This window comes from Pseudomonas japonica, assembly GCF_013522925.1.
In the GTDB taxonomy this organism is placed as follows: Bacteria; Pseudomonadota; Gammaproteobacteria; order Pseudomonadales; family Pseudomonadaceae; genus Aquipseudomonas; species Aquipseudomonas japonica_A.
In genome coordinates, this window is record NZ_JAAMQU010000004.1 from 270,565 (window position 1) to 289,841 (window position 19,277).

Annotated in this window: 17 protein-coding genes; 8 read left to right on the forward strand and 9 right to left on the reverse strand. The window is 56.8% G+C overall.

Annotated elements, in window-relative coordinates; translation table 11 throughout:
* Window positions 1-19: 19 nt before the first annotated feature.
* Together G7016_RS08360 and G7016_RS08365 are read right to left on the reverse strand one after the other, a co-directional pair.
* Window positions 20-2,038 (reverse strand): hypothetical protein, encoded by a 2,019-nt coding sequence (locus G7016_RS08360; RefSeq protein WP_181112684.1) that lies wholly within the window; start codon window positions 2,036-2,038, stop codon window positions 20-22.
* 253 nt (window positions 2,039-2,291) lie between these two features.
* Window positions 2,292-3,059, reverse strand: a complete 768-nt coding sequence (locus G7016_RS08365) for a YoaK family protein (protein ID WP_181112686.1) — start codon at window positions 3,057-3,059, stop codon at window positions 2,292-2,294.
* Between the two features lie 392 nt (window positions 3,060-3,451).
* Here G7016_RS08365 and G7016_RS08370 point away from each other — a divergent pair, with 392 nt between their 5' ends.
* Window positions 3,452-5,131 (forward strand): HAD family hydrolase, encoded by a 1,680-nt coding sequence (locus tag G7016_RS08370; RefSeq protein WP_181112688.1) that lies wholly within the window; start codon window positions 3,452-3,454, stop codon window positions 5,129-5,131.
* Between the two features lie 87 nt (window positions 5,132-5,218).
* Here G7016_RS08370 and G7016_RS08375 read toward each other — a convergent pair whose 3' ends face one another.
* Window positions 5,219-5,758, reverse strand: a complete 540-nt coding sequence (locus tag G7016_RS08375; protein ID WP_181112690.1) for an Hsp20/alpha crystallin family protein — start codon at window positions 5,756-5,758, stop codon at window positions 5,219-5,221.
* 114 nt (window positions 5,759-5,872) lie between these two features.
* The gene (locus tag G7016_RS08380) at window positions 5,873-6,781 is read right to left on the reverse strand and encodes a universal stress protein (RefSeq protein WP_181112692.1); all 909 of its coding nucleotides are present in this window, start codon (window positions 6,779-6,781) and stop codon (window positions 5,873-5,875) included.
* Between the two features lie 226 nt (window positions 6,782-7,007).
* On the opposite strand from G7016_RS08380, the gene G7016_RS08385 reads away from it, so the two are divergent.
* Both G7016_RS08385 and G7016_RS08390 read left to right on the forward strand, forming a co-directional pair.
* Window positions 7,008-7,913, forward strand: coding sequence for a universal stress protein (locus G7016_RS08385; RefSeq protein ID WP_181112694.1), 906 nt, complete (start codon window positions 7,008-7,010; stop codon window positions 7,911-7,913).
* A 9-nt stretch (window positions 7,914-7,922) separates the two neighbouring features.
* Window positions 7,923-8,348: a potassium channel family protein gene (locus G7016_RS08390; RefSeq protein ID WP_181112696.1), complete on the forward strand. Its 426-nt coding sequence runs from the start codon at window positions 7,923-7,925 to the stop codon at window positions 8,346-8,348.
* 15 nt (window positions 8,349-8,363) lie between these two features.
* Here G7016_RS08390 and G7016_RS08395 read toward each other — a convergent pair whose 3' ends face one another.
* Both G7016_RS08395 and G7016_RS08400 read right to left on the reverse strand, forming a co-directional pair.
* A complete protein-coding gene (locus G7016_RS08395; RefSeq protein ID WP_181112698.1) occupies window positions 8,364-9,167 on the reverse strand; it encodes a helix-turn-helix domain-containing protein in 804 nt (267 codons plus the stop codon).
* A gap of 60 nt (window positions 9,168-9,227) precedes the next feature.
* Window positions 9,228-10,301 (reverse strand): NAD(P)-dependent alcohol dehydrogenase, encoded by a 1,074-nt coding sequence (locus tag G7016_RS08400; RefSeq protein ID WP_181112700.1) that lies wholly within the window; start codon window positions 10,299-10,301, stop codon window positions 9,228-9,230.
* Between the two features lie 228 nt (window positions 10,302-10,529).
* Here G7016_RS08400 and G7016_RS08405 point away from each other — a divergent pair, with 228 nt between their 5' ends.
* Window positions 10,530-10,784, forward strand: coding sequence for an Lpp/OprI family alanine-zipper lipoprotein (locus G7016_RS08405; RefSeq protein ID WP_181112703.1), 255 nt, complete (start codon window positions 10,530-10,532; stop codon window positions 10,782-10,784).
* A 37-nt stretch (window positions 10,785-10,821) separates the two neighbouring features.
* Here the strand turns inward: G7016_RS08405 and G7016_RS08410 are convergent, their stop codons facing one another.
* The gene (locus G7016_RS08410; RefSeq protein ID WP_181112705.1) at window positions 10,822-11,733 is read right to left on the reverse strand and encodes a universal stress protein; all 912 of its coding nucleotides are present in this window, start codon (window positions 11,731-11,733) and stop codon (window positions 10,822-10,824) included.
* 90 nt (window positions 11,734-11,823) lie between these two features.
* Window positions 11,824-12,777, reverse strand: a complete 954-nt coding sequence (locus tag G7016_RS08415; RefSeq protein ID WP_181112707.1) for a universal stress protein — start codon at window positions 12,775-12,777, stop codon at window positions 11,824-11,826.
* A gap of 323 nt (window positions 12,778-13,100) precedes the next feature.
* Here G7016_RS08415 and G7016_RS08420 point away from each other — a divergent pair, with 323 nt between their 5' ends.
* Together G7016_RS08420 and G7016_RS08425 are read left to right on the forward strand one after the other, a co-directional pair.
* The gene (locus G7016_RS08420; RefSeq protein WP_181112709.1) at window positions 13,101-13,748 is read left to right on the forward strand and encodes a BON domain-containing protein; all 648 of its coding nucleotides are present in this window, start codon (window positions 13,101-13,103) and stop codon (window positions 13,746-13,748) included.
* Between the two features lie 117 nt (window positions 13,749-13,865).
* On the forward strand, window positions 13,866-14,774 hold the full coding sequence (locus G7016_RS08425) for a universal stress protein (protein WP_181112711.1): 909 nt from the start codon (window positions 13,866-13,868) through the stop codon (window positions 14,772-14,774).
* A gap of 47 nt (window positions 14,775-14,821) precedes the next feature.
* Here the strand turns inward: G7016_RS08425 and G7016_RS08430 are convergent, their stop codons facing one another.
* Window positions 14,822-15,388 (reverse strand): GNAT family N-acetyltransferase, encoded by a 567-nt coding sequence (locus tag G7016_RS08430; RefSeq protein WP_181112713.1) that lies wholly within the window; start codon window positions 15,386-15,388, stop codon window positions 14,822-14,824.
* Between the two features lie 153 nt (window positions 15,389-15,541).
* Between G7016_RS08430 and G7016_RS08435 the strand changes: the two genes are divergently transcribed.
* Both G7016_RS08435 and G7016_RS08440 read left to right on the forward strand, forming a co-directional pair.
* Entirely contained in the window at window positions 15,542-16,447 is a 906-nt protein-coding gene (locus tag G7016_RS08435; RefSeq protein ID WP_181112715.1) for a universal stress protein, read from the forward strand.
* The gene (locus G7016_RS08440) at window positions 16,444-19,215 is read left to right on the forward strand and encodes a cation-translocating P-type ATPase (protein WP_181112717.1); all 2,772 of its coding nucleotides are present in this window, start codon (window positions 16,444-16,446) and stop codon (window positions 19,213-19,215) included. Before G7016_RS08435 ends, G7016_RS08440 begins: the two co-directional genes overlap by 4 nt.
* Window positions 19,216-19,277: the final 62 nt, after the last annotated feature.

Here is a 19,277-nt window from a genome sequence, read left to right on the forward strand (position 1 = left end):
CCAGAGGCTGCGCAATGTATTATGCAGACAATTCGGCTATCCCTAACGCCTCGATGTCAGGCAGCCCTGCCTGGGCAAACACGAATAACTCATTACTTAACAAGTGAGCCAAATCGCCACCCAAAGTCACCTGAAAACGTTCGCCAGCACCATTGGTATCGTAACTCTTGAGGTACGTAGTGGCTTCTGTTTCGCTGGCGGTGACCGCCAGTGTGCCGTCATGACCATTGCCCAGTGCAGTGAAGCCCAATGCAGACACATCGATACGGTCGGTGAACACGTCAAAGTCCACTATAAGGTCGCTGTAGCTTTGATTGGCGGTACGATAGCTATCGGTCAGCTGTGAATAATGAAAGATATCAGCCCCATCAAAGCCGTAAATAACGTCACGGCCTGCTCCGCCGTCCAGAATATCGTGGCCCATGCCCCCTATAAGGTGATCGTCACCGTTTTCACCGTGTAGCTCGGCGCCGAGGTTGGAAGCATAGATTCTCTGCTGGTAGTCATCACCGAGGATAATTGCGGTTACAAACTCGATGCTTGACGTATGCAAGCCATCGCTGACATCGCCATCCAGCGCCAATTCAAAGCGGTGGCCATGCACATCCGCGTCAAAACTCTTGAGGTAGGTACGGGTGCCGCTGGCGTTCACCCGTACCGCCAAGGTGCCGTCATGACCATCGCCCAAGCCTGTGTAGCCCAGTGCCGAGAGATCGAGAACATCCTCTACCGGGTTGAAGTCCACGACGCGATCAGTGAGGGCTGCGCTGACGGAACGGTAGCTGTGGTCACGCTCAGTAAAGCGAAACACGTCCGTACCAGCACCACCGCTGAGGTGATCACGACCAGCTCCGCCGTCAAGCAGGTCATTGCCCTGCGCGCCTGAGATGGATTCGTCCTCTCTGGTGCCGGCCAAGAAATTGTTCCCATACCCTCCGGTCAGGTAGTGCAAGCCATCGGCACGGTCACCGAAGGTAGTGTCAAGGGTCCCGTTTGGATTCAATTGCAGGGCCGCAAAGTCTGCATTACCGGCTGTGTTCTGCCCACTACCGGTAAGCAGGATCCTGCCATCGTCCCGCACATTGATTGTCTGTGCTGTGTCAGGGCCGGCTTGAAAATCGAAGATCGCCTTGCCGTTATCTCCAAAGCTTGTGTCCAGGCTACCGTCCTGGTTAAGGCGAATCACACTGAAGTCAACGTCGCTAGCACTCGTCTCACTGTTGCCCGCGATTAGGAGCTTGCCATCTGCCTGCACCGCAACGGCATGAGCAAAATCATGGCCTTCGGCGATATCAAAGGTAGCGATACCTTCTTTGCCAAAGGTAGCGTCCAAGGTGCCGTCCGCATTGAAACGCACAACACTGAAATCTGCGTGTGTCCCAAGGTAGCTATGGCCGGCCACGATCAGTTGACCATTGCTCTGAAGGGTAAGAGGCGTGCTGCTTGCGAACTGCAGGCCTTCGGGCAATGCATAAGTGGCAACGCCGTGGCTGCCAAGGCTCACGTCGAGCACTCCGCTGTACGAAAAATGCGCGAGGCTGAGCATAGAATTGCTGCGCGCACTGGCGAGGAATGTGCTGTCTGCTTCTATCTGCACACTGCTGTAAGCCGGTGTTGCGCTCTCCGGTGGAAGGGCCACGGACGCATATTTATCAGGGCGAGCATTGAGGGTACTGTCTACCGACAGAACGTTGAGGCCGTACGTATCGCCTCCATTGACAATGAGGCTGGTCAGGATACGTCCGTACGGGTAGGCAGCCAGGCCATGGCGATCATCGAAGGGGGCGTTCTGCGGCAGAATTTGGATTGCATCGCGGCTGTAATCGAAATCACGCTGGCCGTTGGTCCGTAGCTGGGCCATGGCATAACCCTCGCGGTCGGCATTAGACGTCGACCCTACCAGCCAGATACCCCCTCCGGTGATTGTCGTGCTGTAGTTGGCATCCACATCGCCTGTGATATCGACGAGGGTTTTACCGGTGCGCAGGGGAGTGGAAGCGCTGACTTTGAGCGAGTCAGGTAGCATAGCCGTCTCCAAGAGTAGAACCTTCGCAGGTTCCGGGGGCTGCCCTGAATACTAGACGTGAATGGCTCGGAAGTCAGTGCATTGGTCGGTTCGAGCATAGAAGATGGCAAAGCCGGTAAAGGCCGCGCTCGCCAAGCATACCCATAGCCTACTCATTCCTTTACAGCTTCCATAGCAGTCAGGGCCGTTCTCTGATGGATCGAGATAACCTATTTATCGGTGATTTTTATCTTTCCTGATCAAAGTCGGATCGAATTGCCTCCTTTCACCTTCGCTTGACTTGGCGTATGTAGCGCTTTACGTCATCAATGGCAGGCATTACCGCTAGGGTTCCTAGTGCCATCGCAAGTGGCACCGTGGCGATGTATCCGACCTGCTTGAATCCAAATGCGCCGATCACGCCCCCAGCAAAGAAGCTAAGGGCGAGCACTATCAACATCTTAAGGCGGCCGCGGTCGGCGATCACTTTTGGACGCGCCGATGCAGTGGGAGCATTCCAATAAAAAAGTTTCCCGAATTCAATACCGATATCCGTCACGATGCCGGTGATATGCGTCGTTCTAATTTCAGCTCGAGAGATTTTAGTGATTACTGCGTTTTGTAGCCCCATGATGAAACACAGCAGCATTACGGTGGCGGACACGAATAAGCCATCGACCGTGGATAGCCGAGTACCTAGAAAACCGAAGCAGATAAGCAGCGTAGCTTCGAGAAGGAGAGGTAAGGCAAACTCGCTGTGCATACGCCGGCGGCGCGAGTAATTGATCATAACCGCCGAGCAACCCGCTCCTGTCATAAATGACAGCAATGCCCCGGTACCGCTGAGCGCTAGTCCAAATGACCCCAATACCGTGTTATCCGCTATGGCGGAGAGGATACCCGTCATGTGTGATGTGTACTGCTGAACCGCCAGGTAACCACCAGCGTTCACCGCGCCTGCTACAAAGGCCAAAGCGTAACCGAGCTGTCGGTTAGCCCTCACGCTTCGCCTTCGCCCGGCAAGGCTCCTTATATATCTGATCGATACGTTCACCTCTGCCTCCAGAGCCGGACAGCCAGATAGTCAAATCAACACCTTAGCGGTGGAGTTCGTATCGCCTATGGCGCGCCTAGCGAAAAAGCATCGAGAGATAGGCCCGAACAGGATCTCATCAAGGGGCCTCCGAAAAAATCATGCTCATCCCCTCCGGGGCTAACAAGTCTTGCCAAGCCCGCCTGAGGCCGGCATTGGAGAAAAAGATTGTCGCGCCACAGATTAATAAAAAGGGCTGGAGGGGGAGAGAGCCGGCATTATCTACCCGGCAGTCCACTGCACAGATTTTTTTCAAATGCGCTGATTGATGTGGATCAAATCAGGACGGGCTTGAAACGACCAATATACAACTGCCAAGCCTGGTAGCGCTCGAATCATGAATCGGAGGCGCCGTGCATTTTCTAGCCCTGGCTCTCGACTACGACGGAACCATTGCCGAAAACGGGAGTGTTTCTGAGTGCGTGTACGAGGCGCTGGAAACACTCAGACGCACTGGGCGAAAGACCCTGTTAGTCACTGGCCGGGAGCTTCAATCACTGAAGCATCGGTGTCCGCGCCTGGATGTCTTTGACCTGGTGATTGCCGAAAACGGTGCGCTTCTCTATAGCCCATGGGATGACACCGAAGAGCTCATTGCTGAACCCGCTTCGGTCGAGCTGGTTCGCGTGTTACGCGCCAAAGGGATCCCCAATCTATCGGTAGGCCAATCTGTTATTGGCACATGGCGCCCTTACGAGGAAATAGTCATAAGCGCGATCGGCGATCTCGGTCTCGAATTGCAGATGACCTTTAATAGAGACGCGATCATGATTCTGCCACCCTCCGTCAACAAAGCATTTGGCCTGAGGGCGGCTCTCAACCGCCTGGGTATTTCCGAGGTCAACGTCGTGGGGGCGGGTGATGCCGAGAACGACCACTCGTTTCTCTCGATTTGCGGATGTGCTGCCGCGGTTGGAAATGCAATCGCGTCCATCAAGGCAGGTGCTGACGTCGAACTCACCCAACCTTACGGTGCGGGTGTCTGCGAGCTAGTCGGTATGCTCATTGAAAAGGACGTGCAGCTCGTCTCAATCGAAAGGACTGGCTTGAAAGTAGGGAAAACAACCGAAGCCCATCCAGTTTGGCTAAAAGCCGAAAGCGTTATGCTTGTGCTTGGGAATTCAGGGGCCGGCAAATCCAGCTACGTTACCTGGCTGACCGAGCGCATGGTAGAGGCCCGCCAGGAGTTTTGTGTCATTGATCCGGAGGGAGACTACCTGACGTTGAAAAACGCGGTAACCATAGGCGGGCTTACCGTCCCCCCTACCACCGAGGAGTCAGTCCACCACCTTTTGCAAGCGCAGCTCAACGTTGTGGTCAGCACCGTAGCGCTCGATCACCCCGCCAGGGTGCAACTGTTCGGCGAGTTATTGCCGTTCATTCAGCAGCTTCGAAGCGCATCAGGCCGGCCTTATTGGCTGATCGTGGACGAGGCCCACTACATGCTGCCCTATTGCGCGCGCTGGCCGGAGAAATTTCTGGGTGGTGTGGGGGCCGTGCTCGTCGCTCTGGATTTCGACCAGGTGTGCCCGACGCTGGTAGGTGACGTTAACGTCCTTGTCGCCCTGGGTAGCACGGCCCGCGATGCTATCGAGCGGTTTGCCAACCAGAGACAACGGCCATGTCCTCAACTCCCAGAACGGCTGCCGGGCAGCGAATACGCCTGTTTGTGGAATCTGGATGAAGGTGACAACGTTGTTCTATTGGAGCCCGTGCAGCCTGCCCAGCGCCATTATCGGCATAGCGGAAAATATGTGACAGGCAACGTTGGCCCGTGGCATGCCTTCTATTTTCCAGCCTTGGCGCAACGTGCGGAAAACCTGATCCAATTTATCTTACTGGCCACAAGGCTCGACCACGCTGCACTCAAGCGTCACTTGGAAGCCGGTGACTTCACCAATTGGTTCCGCCACGTTATCCGTGATGATGTGCTGGCCAGCAAGACACACCTTATCGAAGTCGATCCGCTGCTGGAGCCAAGGGAGGCCTTGCGACACCTCGAAGCGCTGGTACGCTCGCGTTATCGTATTTGACTCCGCCTCCGCGAAACCGGACCGTTCTGACACGGCCCGGCTGCGCTTGTCATCCCGCCCTTCCAGGAACAACTGGGGTAAGCTGCATCAATCCGTAGCTATAGTTACGCTCTTTTCCGGCTGTATGGCGTCTGCTTTCTTGGGTAGCGTTACCTTGAGTACTCCGTCCTTGAATCTGGCCCCGATACCTTCGGCGTCTACGCTCTTGGGCAGCGTAAACGCCCGTTCGAATGATCCGTAGCGTCGTTCGGTGAGGTGATAGTTCTTGGAGGTATCTTCATGCTCCTCGAGCTTTTCCCCCTTCAGATGCAAGATCCCGTTGATGACCTTTACCGAAAGCTGCTTTTGATCAACGCCTGGCACTTCGGCCGAGATCTCATAGGATTTTTCGGTTTCCGCGATATCCACCGCAGGAGCTTGCAACTTGACGGCCCCACTCAACCAGTAAGGGTCATCATCAAATCGCCGCCCTTTGGGGAAAAGCGAAGGCACTCCCGAAAAATCATGGAACAGCTGCTCGAACTGGCGACGCATGTGCTCGAAGGGGTGCCGACTATCCGTACTGATACTCACGTTGCGCTCGGGTTTTTCGTTCTTTGGCTTAACCGTCTTCAGGACATTGACCATGAGATTTTCACTCCATAAGAGGCCAGGGCCATCCCAATGAAAGCCTGGCAAATCACACCGTCAATTTGCGCCACTTCACCGCTACCGCTTTGATCAGGATCAAGAGTGGCAGCGCTACCTTCCAGCGCTGCGAGGGTTGACCGTCAGCAGGCTGCTATACAAATGGTTAACCACATGCTCAGTGGTACTGCCCAACAACACATGCGCCAGGTCGCGGTGCACCGTGCCGAGGACTACAACATCCATATCCTGGCTCGACGTGTAGGATTCGATCATCCGCGCAGGGCTGCCAACCACCATATGGCGCCTATCGACCGCAATCCCCGCACGGTCAGCCAACTCGGCAAACGCCGTTTTCGCTTCGGCGTACAGCTTCTCCGCCGCCGAAGGCTCATACCCCCAACCGTCCTCGGCGAATAGATAAGAGAGGTCATACACGTAAAGCACCTCCAGTTGAGCTCCGCATTGCTCTGCCAGCGCCGTGGCCGTGGTAAGAATCTGCTGGTTCAGGTGTTCGAATTCATCGTCGGCATGAAAAGGGTCCACGGCCGCGACAATCCTGCGCGGCAACCCGCGCTGGACCTTTGCCACCAGATGTAATGGCGTCCGGCATGCATGCAGCAAGCACCGATCAAGAGAGGTGAACAACGCCCGACTTATCCAAGATTCGTGACGTAAATCCTTGATTACCATCGAGGGCTGGAGGTCCTGGATGTAAGCGGGAATTTCATCGAATGGGTGCTTTACCCACATTACTTCGGTCGTTACGGTTACGCCCATATGCCGAATGCCCAGCGCTTGCTTCTCCAGCCAGTCACGGTGGCTGTGCAAATAATCGAGGCGAATCTCGTTTATGGCTGAATCGTTAGCCAGGCCCGCTTCGGCGATGCCATCGATGTAGTCAAACGCCACGATGTGCAGTTTGGCATTTTTAGCCTTGGCCAAGGCGGCAGCCCTGTCGAACGCCGGTGTGCGGTTCATTAATGGAGTGGCGATCAACAGCAAGCGCTCGGATGTAGCCATGTTTGCATCCTCCCGATGAGCGCCGCGCAACAGTTAACGCCACGCGAGCGTGAGGCTAATGCTCGGCGTTCTTGATGGGCGACGCTTGATCTCCATCAATCCGCCTGTAGTGGGGTTGGCCATTGACGCACAGAGATTTGCCCAAATCTGATTTTGGTCATAACGCTCACTGCCCCACCGTGCACACTCTGTCGATGCGTCTAGTCCTTACTATTGCGAGCCCGCCATGGATACCTCCGAACGCATCCTGTTGATCGCATCGCCCAGCCTGCATAAAACGCCAGCGTTCGAGCGTGCCGTCGCCCTGGCCCGAGCCAAGGACTGCCCGCTCCACATTGCCGCACTGGATCATCTGGAAGGTTTGGCCACGTCCCTGCTCGTAGACCCAAGCGCCATGGAAAAGGCGCGCCGAAATTATGTTGATCGCCACCATCAGTGGCTGATAGACCAGACCCGTCCATTGCAAGCGATGGGGATCAAGGTGTCCTCCCAAGTCATCTGGTGCGAAAATCCCGTAGCTGAGACCGTGGCTCTGGTACACGACCTGACGCCATCCGTGGTGATCAAAGACGTCCAGCAGGAGGGGCTGCTCAAGCGAGCGCTTTTCACGACCCAGGACATTCACCTGCTACAGGGGTGTCCCGTGCCTCTGCACCTGGTCAGCCGCGCCGAGAATGCCGTGCCCCGTAACCTTCTCGTTGCTGTAGACCTGTTTGACCAGGAAACGCACGGGCCGCAAGTCAACGCCGAACTCATCAAGCAGGGGCTCAAGTTGGGTGAACAGTGCAATGCTGACGTCCACCTGCTGTACACCTATGACCTGAGCTCCATGGATGCCGCGGAGGCAGGTTTCGGCCACCCTGGTCAATGGCATACGACTCACTTGGCGAGCGAACTTCACCTGCAGCAGGAACAAGCGTTTGCCGCGATGGCCGACGACTTTGGCTTTCCCGAGACGAATCGCCACCTGATCACAGGTTACCCAGGCAAAGTCATCACGGCGCTTGCTCAGCACCGCCAGATGGACATGATTCTGCTTGCACGGGTACAGCGGCGGGGCCTGGGCAAATGGCTGGGCGGCACAGCCGAATACTGCCTCTACCGAATGCATAGCAGCTTATGGTTGCTCTAGGCACCGGTTATGATCGGCATCGTCGTATTGAACACCACGGTGGTTACCCTGGCAGTGCTGATTCACTATGAGTGTCTTCTACGGCTCAATGGGTGGATGCCCCGCCTGGGAATATGGCACCGCTTCAGAATTGCCTTCGGCGTACTGGGAGCACTGGCGGCCCATGCATTGGAAATCTGGTGTTTCGCCCTGGCTTACTTCGGCCTGTTACGCACCGGAATGTATGGAAGCCTTGCTGGCGCATTCGATGGCTCGTTGCTCGACTGCGCATACTTTTCGTTCACCACCTTTACGACCATCGGCTTCGGGGACATTGAGCCCATCGGGGCCTTGAAGTTTTTGACCGGCCTTGAAGGCTTGACGGGCCTCGTTTTGATCAGCTGGACCGCATCGTTCCTGTTTCTGGAGATGCAGCGTTACTGGAAGGACCACTGATGCCTGTCAGCGAGTTCAGGCACACGCCGCTTCCTTCAGATATTGCATATGCCGGATTTCCACAGTCCGGCCTCTGCATTCGATAATGCCGCGCGCCCGAAGCTGGGCGATACAGCGGCAGACGGTTTCCAGACGCAGCCCCAGGTACGAGGCAATATCTTCCCGACTCATGCGCAACACGAAACTGGAATCCGAATATCCCCATTGGGCAAAGCGTTCTGAAAGCTTGAGGAAGAAGGCAGCCAAGCGCTGGTCAGCCCTCAGGCCCGCCATTGTCAAAAGCATGTTCTGCTCGCGCACCAGTGCCTGGCTGAGCAAGCGATTGAAATTGTTCTGTAACTTCAGGCAACTGGCACAGCTTCGCAGCAGCCTTGCGTAGGGGATCACGCACAGCTCGCTGTCTTCAAGCGCAACTGCGGTGCAGACTTGAATATCCTCGGCGATACCATCAAGCCCTAGCACATCACCTGGCATATGAAAGCCGGTAATCTGCCCTCGGCCTGCTTCGTCCACGAGCGTCGTCTTGAACGCCCCGATTCTTACCGCATACAGATTGACCAAGGGATCCGCAGCATGAAACAAGGCACTGCCCTTCTTCATTCTTATCCGGTGCCCGATCATATGGTCGAACTGCTCAGCTTCGGGCACAGCCAAGCCCTCAGGCAGGCAGAAGCGCAACGCCCCGCAGTGAGCACATCCTGACGTTCGGTTTTCCTTCCCCGCTAGCGTTGGGAGAGTTGATTCCCGGGCAATCAGCGGTTCACAGGGAGGACTTTGGGCGGGTCGCCGCAATACCGCGCAGTCTGACAAGCTCGACATGGTGGCACTCCATTTCAATCGAAAGGGTTGGCTACCGGACCCCTACCGTTGTACGACTGATCAGGGCGTAATAGCGATCTTCAGTACATTGTCCCGTTGGTGTGCGAACAGCTCGTAGGCACTTTCTATCTCTTCCAGCTTCAGTCGATGGGTCACGAGCGCATCGAGCTTCACGCGACCCTGTTCGATGATGCTCATCAGCCTTCGCATACGCTCCTTCCCACCGGGGCATAACGTACTCGTGATACGGATATCCTTGAGCCCGGCACCAAACGCGCCCAAGGGGATGCTCAGGTCGCTGGAATACACCCCCAGGCTTGAAAGCGTTCCGCCAGGGCGCAGTACCGTCAGGGCCGCTTCGAAGGTGTTCTGAGTACCCAAGGCTTCGATGGCAACGTCGACACCCCGCCCCCCGGTCAGCCTCATGATCTGTTCCACCACGCTGCCATCACGGTAGTCGAGTGTGTGGGTGGCCCCCAGATTGCGCGCCACGGCCATGCGATTGTTGAGCGCGTCGACGCCAATGATCATCGACGCCCCTTGCAAACGGGCTCCCGCGACTGCGCAGAGTCCGATAGGGCCTAGTGCGAAGACCGCCACCGTGTCGCCAATACGAATTTCGCCTCGTTCCGCGCCGCTGAAGCCTGTGGACATGATGTCGGGACACATCAGTACCTGTTCATCGGTCAACCCGTCCGGTACTGCGCACAAATTGGCCATGGCGTCCGGGATCAGCACGTATTCGGCCTGGCACCCGTCAATCAGGTTGCCAAGCTTCCATCCCCCCGCCGCTTTAAAGCCATGAGAGGTATCCGCACCGTCCTGGGAACTGCAGCCACACAGGCAGGCAAAGCTATGCCCGCTGGGAGTAATCGCACCGGCGATAACGCGCTGGCCCTCAGCATAGCCTCTGACCTGCGAACCAAGCTTTTCTATGATGCCTACCGGCTCATGACCCACGGTGAGCCCTCGAGCCACAGGGTATTCGCCCCGCAGGATATGCACGTCGGTGCCGCAGAGCGTGGTAGTGGTAATGCGTAGGAGAGCGTCGAGAGGGCCTACCTCCGGAACGGGCTTGTCCTGAAGCACGATACGGTTTTTTTCGACGAATACAGCCGCTTTCATGGTAGCCATGGGACGCTCCCGCGGTGATTTAACCTGCAGCATGCGCCCCATGGTCTGCGCTCAATATTGACTTGGGTCAATTAATCCGAAGTCACGAAACGGTACGGGACAAACGGGGACATCCAGACCACATCGACCTCTCTAGGAATAGTTGATTTCCATCAAGCGCCGCCGCGCTGCCTCCGATAAGTTAATAACCGCAGTTCAATCCAAGCCTATGAACCTGGAGCATCCACGATGAAAATTACGCCCATGATCCTTCTGGCGGCCCTTACCGTCGCCATGACAACAGGCTGCAGTCATAGACACCATGAGGAGATGGGGGCACGTGTGGAAGCCGCCGAGAACGCCGCCAACACAGCCAGGGTCAGAGCGGACGAAGCGTACGAGAAAGCGGACATGGCCCTTGGTGCCGCAAATCAGGCGCAGAGAACAGCGGACGAAGCCAATGAGCGGGCGAACCGGATGATGGATCGGGCATCTCGCAAATAGCCGGCGCCTTGGGCTCAAAGCACGGGCCCCTTTCAAACTAGGACTCGACGCCCCGTGGGTTAATTGCCAACAGGCTGCTGTATAGATGATTGGCTACCTGTTCTGTGGTACTGCCCAGCAGGCGATGCATGAGGTCGTTCTGAACAGTGCCCAGTACCAGCACATCGGCGCCCTGACTGAACATATAGGACTCTATCATTTTCGCTGGGGTGCCTATCACCACATGCCGGCGCTCTGGCGCAATACCGAAACGCTCGGCCAAATCATGGAAAGCTTTCTTTGCCTTGGTATACAGATGATCGGCGATCATTGGCTCCTGATCCCACGCGTTCTCGATCGCAAACACGCGGGACAGGTCGTAACAATACATGATATCCAACTGGGCGCCGCAACGTTCCGCCAAGGATTTTGCAGTAGCCACAATTCGATCATTAAGGTACTCGAATTGACCTTCCAGATAAAGAGGATCAACCGCCGCTAAAATCTTGCGAGGAATGCCATGATGAACTCTGGCGATCAGATGCAGCGGAGCCTGACACTCGTGCATCAGGCGAAGGTCCAGGGAGGCGAACAACGCGCTAGTAAACCAGGCTTCGTGACGTAAATCCTTTATAACCAATGAAGGTTGAAAATTTTTTATATACCGCGGGATGTCTTCGAACGGATCCTGAGACCAGAGTGCCTCGGTCGTAACAGTCACTCCCATGTGCCGCATGCCTATCACCTGCTGTTCCAGCCAGTCTCGGTGAGCATGAAGGTATCCGAAGCGTATCTGGTCAACGGCTAATTCATTGACCAGCTTTCCTTCAGCGATACCGTCAATATAGTCAAAGGCCACAATGTGCAGCGTCGCGTCCATAACCTTGGCAAGTGAAGCCGCCCGATCGAACGCCGGTGTCCGGTTCATGGCAGGGGTTGCAATCAATAGCAGGCGCTCGAAATCAGCCATCTCTCTTGCTCCTGATTGACGCCCTGCTGAGTTTGGATAGCAGCCCGGACGCACCAATCATCCTCTGAAGTAGCCCATACCCTCCTGGGGCTAGCGGTCGCCGAGGTCCGAGTCATCATCGTTGAAGCAAGCCTCTTCCGCTTCCGTCACTTCCACAGCCGCTGGCGTTTTTTTCAGGACAAGGACGCTGCATGGCACAGCCTCGAGAAGACGGTGAGTCGTCTGGCCAATGCTATCTGTTGTCGAGCCCGGGTTGGCAGCTCCTACAATCAGCAGGTCATAGCTGCGGCGCTCTATAAAGCTATCGATTTCCCGCGCGGGGTTACCGGCCACATAATGCAATCGATCCGGTTTGATAGCGAAGCGCTCGGCCAACTCATGAAGCCGCTGCTTGCGTTCCTCGTAATCAGAAACCAACAGCGCTTTCGAACCCGCAGAAGGTGTGTTGTCGCTTCGATCATAAACACAGATGACCTCGGCGCTGCCGCCACACTCGCAGGCCATGGTTTCAGCAACTCGAAGTATCTCCTTATTCTGAGCATTGTCTGCGTCGCCATTAATGGCAAGCTCAATGGCTGCAAGACATCTTAGTTTGTGCGTACCCAGCGTCCCCTTCAAAAGGAGCACCGCCGCTGGGCATGCTCGTAAGAGTTCCCAATCGAGAACCCCAGGACTCTGGCCAGGGCCATTGGTCGTCCGAGGCATACTCTTTACAACCATATCTGCACTGTAGTGACGGACGTATTCAACTATCTTTTTGGAGGTAGGCGGCTCCCATAGCGTCTCACATGTGACGCGCAAGCCTGACTTGAGCAGAGATGCCGTATGCTCCTGCATCGACTGTTGATGCCTTTCAAGCAACAGCCTTTGGCGTTCTTTCCCTTCACGACTGCTCGCAGTGCCTTCCAAGGCTTCCGAATACACAAACGCTATGATATGCAGAGACGAATCAAAGGCTGTTGCCAGCCATACAGCAGTCGTCAATGCAGAATCGTTCCCGACGTAATACGGCGCGACTACAAGTAAACGTTTTGGGATATTCATGGTAAGCCTCAGTAAACAGCATGCTATTTCTTTCCTCAGGCAGGGAGCTTCAGGGGCGTGAACTTACTGCTTCTAAACAAAACCCTTGCCTGATCTGACCTGGCACCGATAACCGTCAGGTTTGCCCATATCGCCTGAATGGCTTCCAGTGTTCATAGAAAATACAGAATGCGCCGAAGAGGCCTGGGGCTACGTTGACCTAGGTCAGAAAACCTTCAAACCCTGAAAGCTGATTTCAATCAAGCGAACGTCGTTGGCGTGAGTAACCTTGACATAGCAAGCCTGCATCTTGCGGCTATGCATTGCACGAGAGGAGACGCGTCATGTCCGATAGCAAATTGCAGGCAGATATCATGGAAGAGCTGGAGTTTCAGCCAGGTATAGAAGCCTCACACATAGGCGTCGCCGTGGAAGATGGCGTGGTGACATTGACTGGGCATGTAAAAAGTTTTCTTGAAAAAACAACGGTCGAGCGCGCCGTGAAGGGTTTGAAAGGCGTACGTGCCATAGCCGACGAGATCGAGATCCGCTACCCCAGCCATCTGGGGAATCCGGACGATGTGATCGCGGCGCGCGCCGCGAACGTCGTGAGATGGACTGCCATAGTGCCAGACGAAACCATCAAAATTTCAGTACATCAGGGGCATGTCACGCTTGAGGGCGAAGTCGCTTGGCAATACCAGCGTCAGGGCCTGGAAAACGCCATGAAGAACCTGACCGGCATCAAGGGGGTAAGCAATCTCCTGACCCTGAGGACCCGCCCCGAGCCCACCAATGTCAGGCACGCCATCGAAGAGGCGTTGAAACGAAACGCAGAGATCGATGCCCGGAATATCATCATCAAGGTAGTCGGCGATACAGTCAGGCTGGAGGGGCACGTGCACGCCTGGCACGAGCGGCAAGTCGCGGAGCATGCCGCTTGGGCAGTACCGGGAGTCGCCAAGGTTGAAGACCATCTGATAATTGCGTGAATGGCCATCATGAAGGATAAGGAGCCGTCACCTTGACCAGGGTCAAATGGAAAGTCATGGTCAAGGGCAAACTGCCTTCAACCTCCAGCACCTCGCTGGAATTTGGAGGACGCAGCCATGGCTATTCAACCGCGCATATTGTTTATTGCTCCGCCGGCTATGAAACATACCCCGGCGCTGGCTCGTTCTTTAGCCTTGGCGAAAGCGTTGGACGCAGCGTTGCACATCGTAGCCTTCGATTCCATCGAAGGGCTGCAGGCGGTTGAATGGGGCAATACCGACACACAGCAGGCACTACTCGAAGACGTTATCGAGCGGCACCGCCGCTGGCTTGAGGCGTGCGTGGTGAGCCATCGCGAGCATGGGCTCAAGGTGACTACGCAAGTGGTGAGAGCCGAGCATGCTGTCTCCGCCATTCTTGATTACGTGGCTGAATCAAAACCCGACTGGCTGATCAAGGACGTGCACCGAGAGCCATTGTTGGCACGCGTGATGTTCACCTCCACCGACCTGCACCTGCTGCACCGCTATCCGGGGCGGCTGCATCTGGTATCAGGAGTCATCAATGCCCTGCCTCGGCAAATCATGGTTGCAGTGGACATCAATCCTCAGGAAGGGAAAGCCTCCGGGCTCAATGACCGTCTCGTTCATGAGGGGTTACGGCTCGGTATGCAGTGCAACGCCGAAGTCCATGTGGTCTTTGCGTACGGCCTTGCTCTGGCGGACCCCATACAGTGGGGGCACGGGGGCGGCATGATGGTGCCCGCGGCGCTCCTAGCCGAGGAAATGTACACTGCGCTTCAAGAGAGCTTTGAGGCATTTGCCGGCCGTCACGGCGTCGATCTTGAGCATAGGCATATGCTGGTGGGTAGCCCCAAGCAGGCCCTGCTACGCTTCGCCGAGTCGGAGGGGGCTGACGTCATTGTGATGGGACGAACCGACCAGGACGTGTCCCATACCTGGCTGGGCAGTACAGTGGATCATGTCATGACCCGAATGGGCTCCAGCTTGCTATCGATCCGCTGAAAGTACCGCAGCGACCGGTTCCCCGGTGCGCTGCGGGGCAGCGACACCTACAACTGGATCTCGTGCACGACTTCCTGATACGAGCCTTCAGCGAATTTTCGGCTGAACCCCAGCCGCCTGAACAGCCGATCAGCCGGCACATTATTGGCCAGATCAACGGAAACCATGCGGGTGAAACCGTTTCGCCGCGCGGCTTCCATGAGGTGGACCATCAGCTGATGCCCCAAGCCACACCGTTGCCAGGCATCAGCCACTGTCACTGCGCATTCACAGCTCGGGTCCGGGAATTGACCGGCATATCGGGCGATCCCCACCTCGCGCAATTCGCCGTCAACATAGGCCAGGGCCACATAGGCTTCGCGCTGAGCGTGATCCACTTCCATCATTTGCTGCATCAGGCTGGGGCTTGGATCGCTCACTGTGCCAAGGAACCTTCCCCGCTTCGACTCCGGTGACAGGTGGCGGATGAATTGAAACTCCCGTTCCCTATCCTCGGGCGTGAGCGGACGGATCAAGGCATGCCGATGGTGAGCCAATGCCTCGATCCAGTGCTCACCTGTCTGGGCATGGCTCAGTTTTGATATCGAATCCTGATTCTGGCTGGCGGTAGACATAGCATCGCTCCCTGGGGTGAGTAACAACTGCCTGATCCGTTTTAAGCCACCTGTGAGGGTGGGGTCTGATCTGGATCAATCGTGCTGGAGTTACCGTATGCACACTTGGCACATGGCTTCGAACCGCGGAGCCTTGTACAAGGAGCCGATCCCATGACCACCCAACCGCGCATCTTGTTCATCGCTCCGAGGCAAATGAAAGCCACCCCGGCCTTGCATCGAGCCATGGCCCTGGCGACCGCCACGGGTGCTTCGCTTCATTTGGTTGCCTTTGACTACTTGCCTGACCTTGCCACCGCAGCCCTGATCGACTCGGACGCTCAGGATCAGATCCGGAAAGGGTATCTAGAACGCCACCGCAAGTGGCTGGACACCCAGGCCGGAGACCTCCGTCAGGGTGGCATACAGGTCACTGTCGAGGTGTTATGGGGCCAGGACGCTCTGACAGAAGCCTTGGTTCACGCACGGGAATTGCCTGCCACGTTACTGATCAAAGACCTGGAGGTGGAGTCCACCATCAAGCGTGCGCTGTTCACTACCCGGGACATCAAGCTGTTGAGGGAAAGCCCTTGTCCGGTTCACTTCGTCAGCCATGCGTACCATCCGTTACCCAGGCGTATCCTGGCGACCGTCGACGTTTCCCGTCCAGACGATGCAACCCGGGCCGCCAACCATAGGGTAATCACAGAGGCGGCGAACCTGGCGCTGCAGTGCGGTGCCGAACTTCACCTGTTGCACGCTCATAATTTCTATTCGCCGGAAGTCAGCGAGTGGGGCTATGGCATGACCGACATCGCGTATGCCACGGACCTGTTCGAAAAACTGCAGGCCAAGGAACGGGCTGCGTTTGATGAAATCGCCGAGCAGTACAGCATCGCGCCCGTTCATTGCCACTTCCTGACAGGCCACCCGGGGAGTGTGATCTGCCATTTCGCGACCGAGCAGGAGATGGATATCGTCGTCATCGGCCGGACCCATCGCCATGGCCTGGAAAAATGGCTCGGAGGTACCGCAGAGTTTGTGCTGTATAAAGCGCCCGAGAGTACGCTCAGCGTGTGAGCCAGGCAGATCAGCAGTCGGCCAGTAAGAGGGACATTCAGGAGCCGCCGCTTCCTGCGCCTTGGCATGCGCAGGATCCAGGCGAGGTCAGCGCCAGGCTGGTAACCGACCTCAATGAAGGCCTGAGCACGCCACACGCCGTTGCAAGGTTGGAACAATACGGCCCCAATACGCTGCCCGGCCAGGGGACGACACCTTTGCTGGTGTTATTCGCCCAGCAGTTCAAGAGCCTGGTTGTCGTATTGCTCATCACGGCGGCCACGGTCTCGTGGGCCATGGGAGATATCGTCGAGGGCGGTGCCGTCGCGATAGTCGTGGTGTTCAACGGCTTGATTGGCTTTTTCACTCAATGGAAAGCGCGCTCCACCTTGGACGCCCTTCGGGATCTTCAGGTGCCCGTGGCGCGGGTGATACGCGACGGACAGGAACAAAGCCTTCCTGCTTCGACGCTTGTCCCGGGGGACCTTGTGGTCCTCACGGAGGGGGACAAGGTTCCTGCCGACGGACGTATCGTGGCCAGCAACCGGTTGACTATCGAGGAGGCCACCCTGACGGGTGAATCTGTCCCCTCCTCCAAGCAAAGCACCGTGCAATTGGCACTGCGCACCCCGCTGGGTGATCGCTGCAACATGGCCTACCTGGGGACCATCGTGCTGCAGGGCCGCGGACAGATGCTGATTACCGAAACCGCCAGCTTCACTGAGATGGGCCGTATCGGCGCGCTCATGAAGTCCGCGGAGGATCGACCTACGCCCCTGCAACTGCAACTGGATCAACTGGGCAAGCTCTTGGTATTGGTGGTATTGGGCATCTGCTCGCTTGTTGCCCTGGGTGGATGGCTCAGAGGCTATGACGCCCTGTATGTGCTAGAAGTGGCCATTGCCTTGGCTATTGCCGCAGTGCCGGAAGGCCTGCCCGCTGTCGCTACCATGACACTGGCCATCGGCATGCAACGCATGGCAAAGCGCGGCGCGGTGCTCAAGCGCCTGGACGCGGTGGAGACCTTAGGCGCCACAACGGTCATTTGCACAGACAAAACCGGCACCCTGACGCGGAACGAAATGACCGTGACAACGCTCGTTTCCCATGCGGGCCAATGGTCATTTACTGCGCAGGGCGACCAGGCTCGGCTGGACGGTGGCGAACATAGCCTGCCGTTTGCTGAAGCCGCCCACCATCCCGAGTTGAACAAGGCCCTGCAGGTGGCGCTGCTGTGCAATGACGCGGCCGTCTACGAAAGCCACGGCCAGCTTTTAGCATCGGGAGACCCTACCGAGGGGGCGCTGCTGCTTTGGGCAGAACGCAGCAAGATAGGCCCCCAAGCCGCTAGAGCAACCCTTCCCCGTGTGGCCGAGATACCGTTTTCCAGCGACTACAAGTACATGGCCACCGTCCATAAGACCGCGTGCAACCAGCGGCTTGTCTGCGTCAAAGGCTCGCCCGGTACGCTACTGGCCCTTTGCGGGTGGCAATTTACAGCTTCGGGTATCGCGCTTCTGGGTCATAGGGAGCGGGCGCGATGGGAGCAGACCAACGTGCACTTGGCACAGACAGGCCTTAGGGTATTAGGCTTGGCCTATACCGAACGGGCAGCGAACATAGTGGCGACTGAAGAAAGGCCAGGGCCTATCGAGGGCTTGATCTTCGTAGGCTTGGTCGGGATGACCGACCCTTTACGCGACGAGGCCAAACCGGCGATCCAGACGTGTAGTGATGCAGGAATCCGCATCCTCATGATGACTGGCGATCAGCAGCCCACCGCCGCTCGGATTGCTACCCAATTGGGAATGGTCTCAGCCGAAGATGCTGGAGCGCGGACCATTCATGCAAAGGACTTGGACGAGCTGGATCCAGAAGGATGGCGCAGCGTCCTGGGTCGCGCTTCGGTATTTGCTCGAGTGTCGGCATTGCACAAGTTGCGGATCGTCGAAAATCTCCAGACCCAAGGTGCCATAGTGGCCGTGACGGGCGACGGGATAAATGACGCGCCAGCCTTGAAACGAGCGGATATCGGCGTAGCCATGGGACAGAAAGGTTGTGAGTTGGCCAAGGAAGCGGCGGATATGGTCATTACCGATGATAACTTCGCAACGATTGTCGGCGCGGTTGAACAGGGCCGCATCGTTTACGCCAATATCAGCCGCTTTGTTCATTACCTGTTTTCCTGCAACCTGGCCGAAATACTGTTGGTAAGCGCTACGCTGGCCCTTGGCTGGCCGTTGCCGCTGCTGGCGTTGCAACTGCTATGGCTGAACATGTTCACGGATATCTTTCCGGCACTTGCGCTCGCGCTTGAACCCGCAGCACCCGGCGTCATGCGCCTCAAGCCGCGGAACCCCGCGGAGCCTCTGGTAACCCCGGCCTTTGCCTGGCTTATCATCTGGCAGGCAGTGGTATTGGCAAGCGCTGCGCTGGTGGCCTTTGGTTCGGCGCTGGCGCTCTATGGTGCCGATGCCGAGGGCCTCTCCCACGCCATGACCATCGCCTTCACTACATTAGCCCTGGTGCAGATTGTGCACACGTTCAATGCTCGATCACGCACGCGATCTGCCTTCGGTTTGTCGAGCATCAACCTGTGGCTTTGGAGCGCCGTCATAGGCTGCACGCTGATGCAGATCGCCGCAGTTTATGTGCCTGCTCTACAGCAGTTTTTGCGCACGGTTGCGCTCAATATGCAGGATTGGTTACTGATTGCCGTTTGCGCCGGGTATCCGATTGCTGTCATAGAAACGGTGAAGCTGGCTCAACACCACAGGCGGACACGCTGACCTTGTAAACGCATGTTTGTCGCCTTGTGCAGTCACTGCATATCCCAGTCCTCAACCCTGCC

Bases quoted from the DNA above. Each gene is read 5' to 3' on its own strand.
- G7016_RS08375 (WP_181112690.1), bottom strand. From the start codon at position 5,758: ATGGTCAATGTCCTGAAGACGGTTAAGCCAAAGAACGAAAAACCCGAG.
- G7016_RS08380 (WP_181112692.1), bottom strand. From the start codon at position 6,781: ATGGCTACATCCGAGCGCTTGCTGTTGATCGCCACTCCATTAATGAAC.
- G7016_RS08385 (WP_181112694.1), top strand. From the start codon at position 7,008: ATGGATACCTCCGAACGCATCCTGTTGATCGCATCGCCCAGCCTGCAT.
- G7016_RS08390 (WP_181112696.1), top strand. From the start codon at position 7,923: ATGATCGGCATCGTCGTATTGAACACCACGGTGGTTACCCTGGCAGTG.
- G7016_RS08395 (WP_181112698.1), bottom strand. From the start codon at position 9,167: ATGTCGAGCTTGTCAGACTGCGCGGTATTGCGGCGACCCGCCCAAAGT.
- G7016_RS08400 (WP_181112700.1), bottom strand. From the start codon at position 10,301: ATGGCTACCATGAAAGCGGCTGTATTCGTCGAAAAAAACCGTATCGTG.
- G7016_RS08405 (WP_181112703.1), top strand. From the start codon at position 10,530: ATGAAAATTACGCCCATGATCCTTCTGGCGGCCCTTACCGTCGCCATG.
- G7016_RS08410 (WP_181112705.1), bottom strand. From the start codon at position 11,733: ATGGCTGATTTCGAGCGCCTGCTATTGATTGCAACCCCTGCCATGAAC.
- G7016_RS08415 (WP_181112707.1), bottom strand. From the start codon at position 12,777: ATGAATATCCCAAAACGTTTACTTGTAGTCGCGCCGTATTACGTCGGG.
- G7016_RS08420 (WP_181112709.1), top strand. From the start codon at position 13,101: ATGTCCGATAGCAAATTGCAGGCAGATATCATGGAAGAGCTGGAGTTT.
- G7016_RS08425 (WP_181112711.1), top strand. From the start codon at position 13,866: ATGGCTATTCAACCGCGCATATTGTTTATTGCTCCGCCGGCTATGAAA.
- G7016_RS08430 (WP_181112713.1), bottom strand. From the start codon at position 15,388: ATGTCTACCGCCAGCCAGAATCAGGATTCGATATCAAAACTGAGCCAT.
- G7016_RS08435 (WP_181112715.1), top strand. From the start codon at position 15,542: ATGACCACCCAACCGCGCATCTTGTTCATCGCTCCGAGGCAAATGAAA.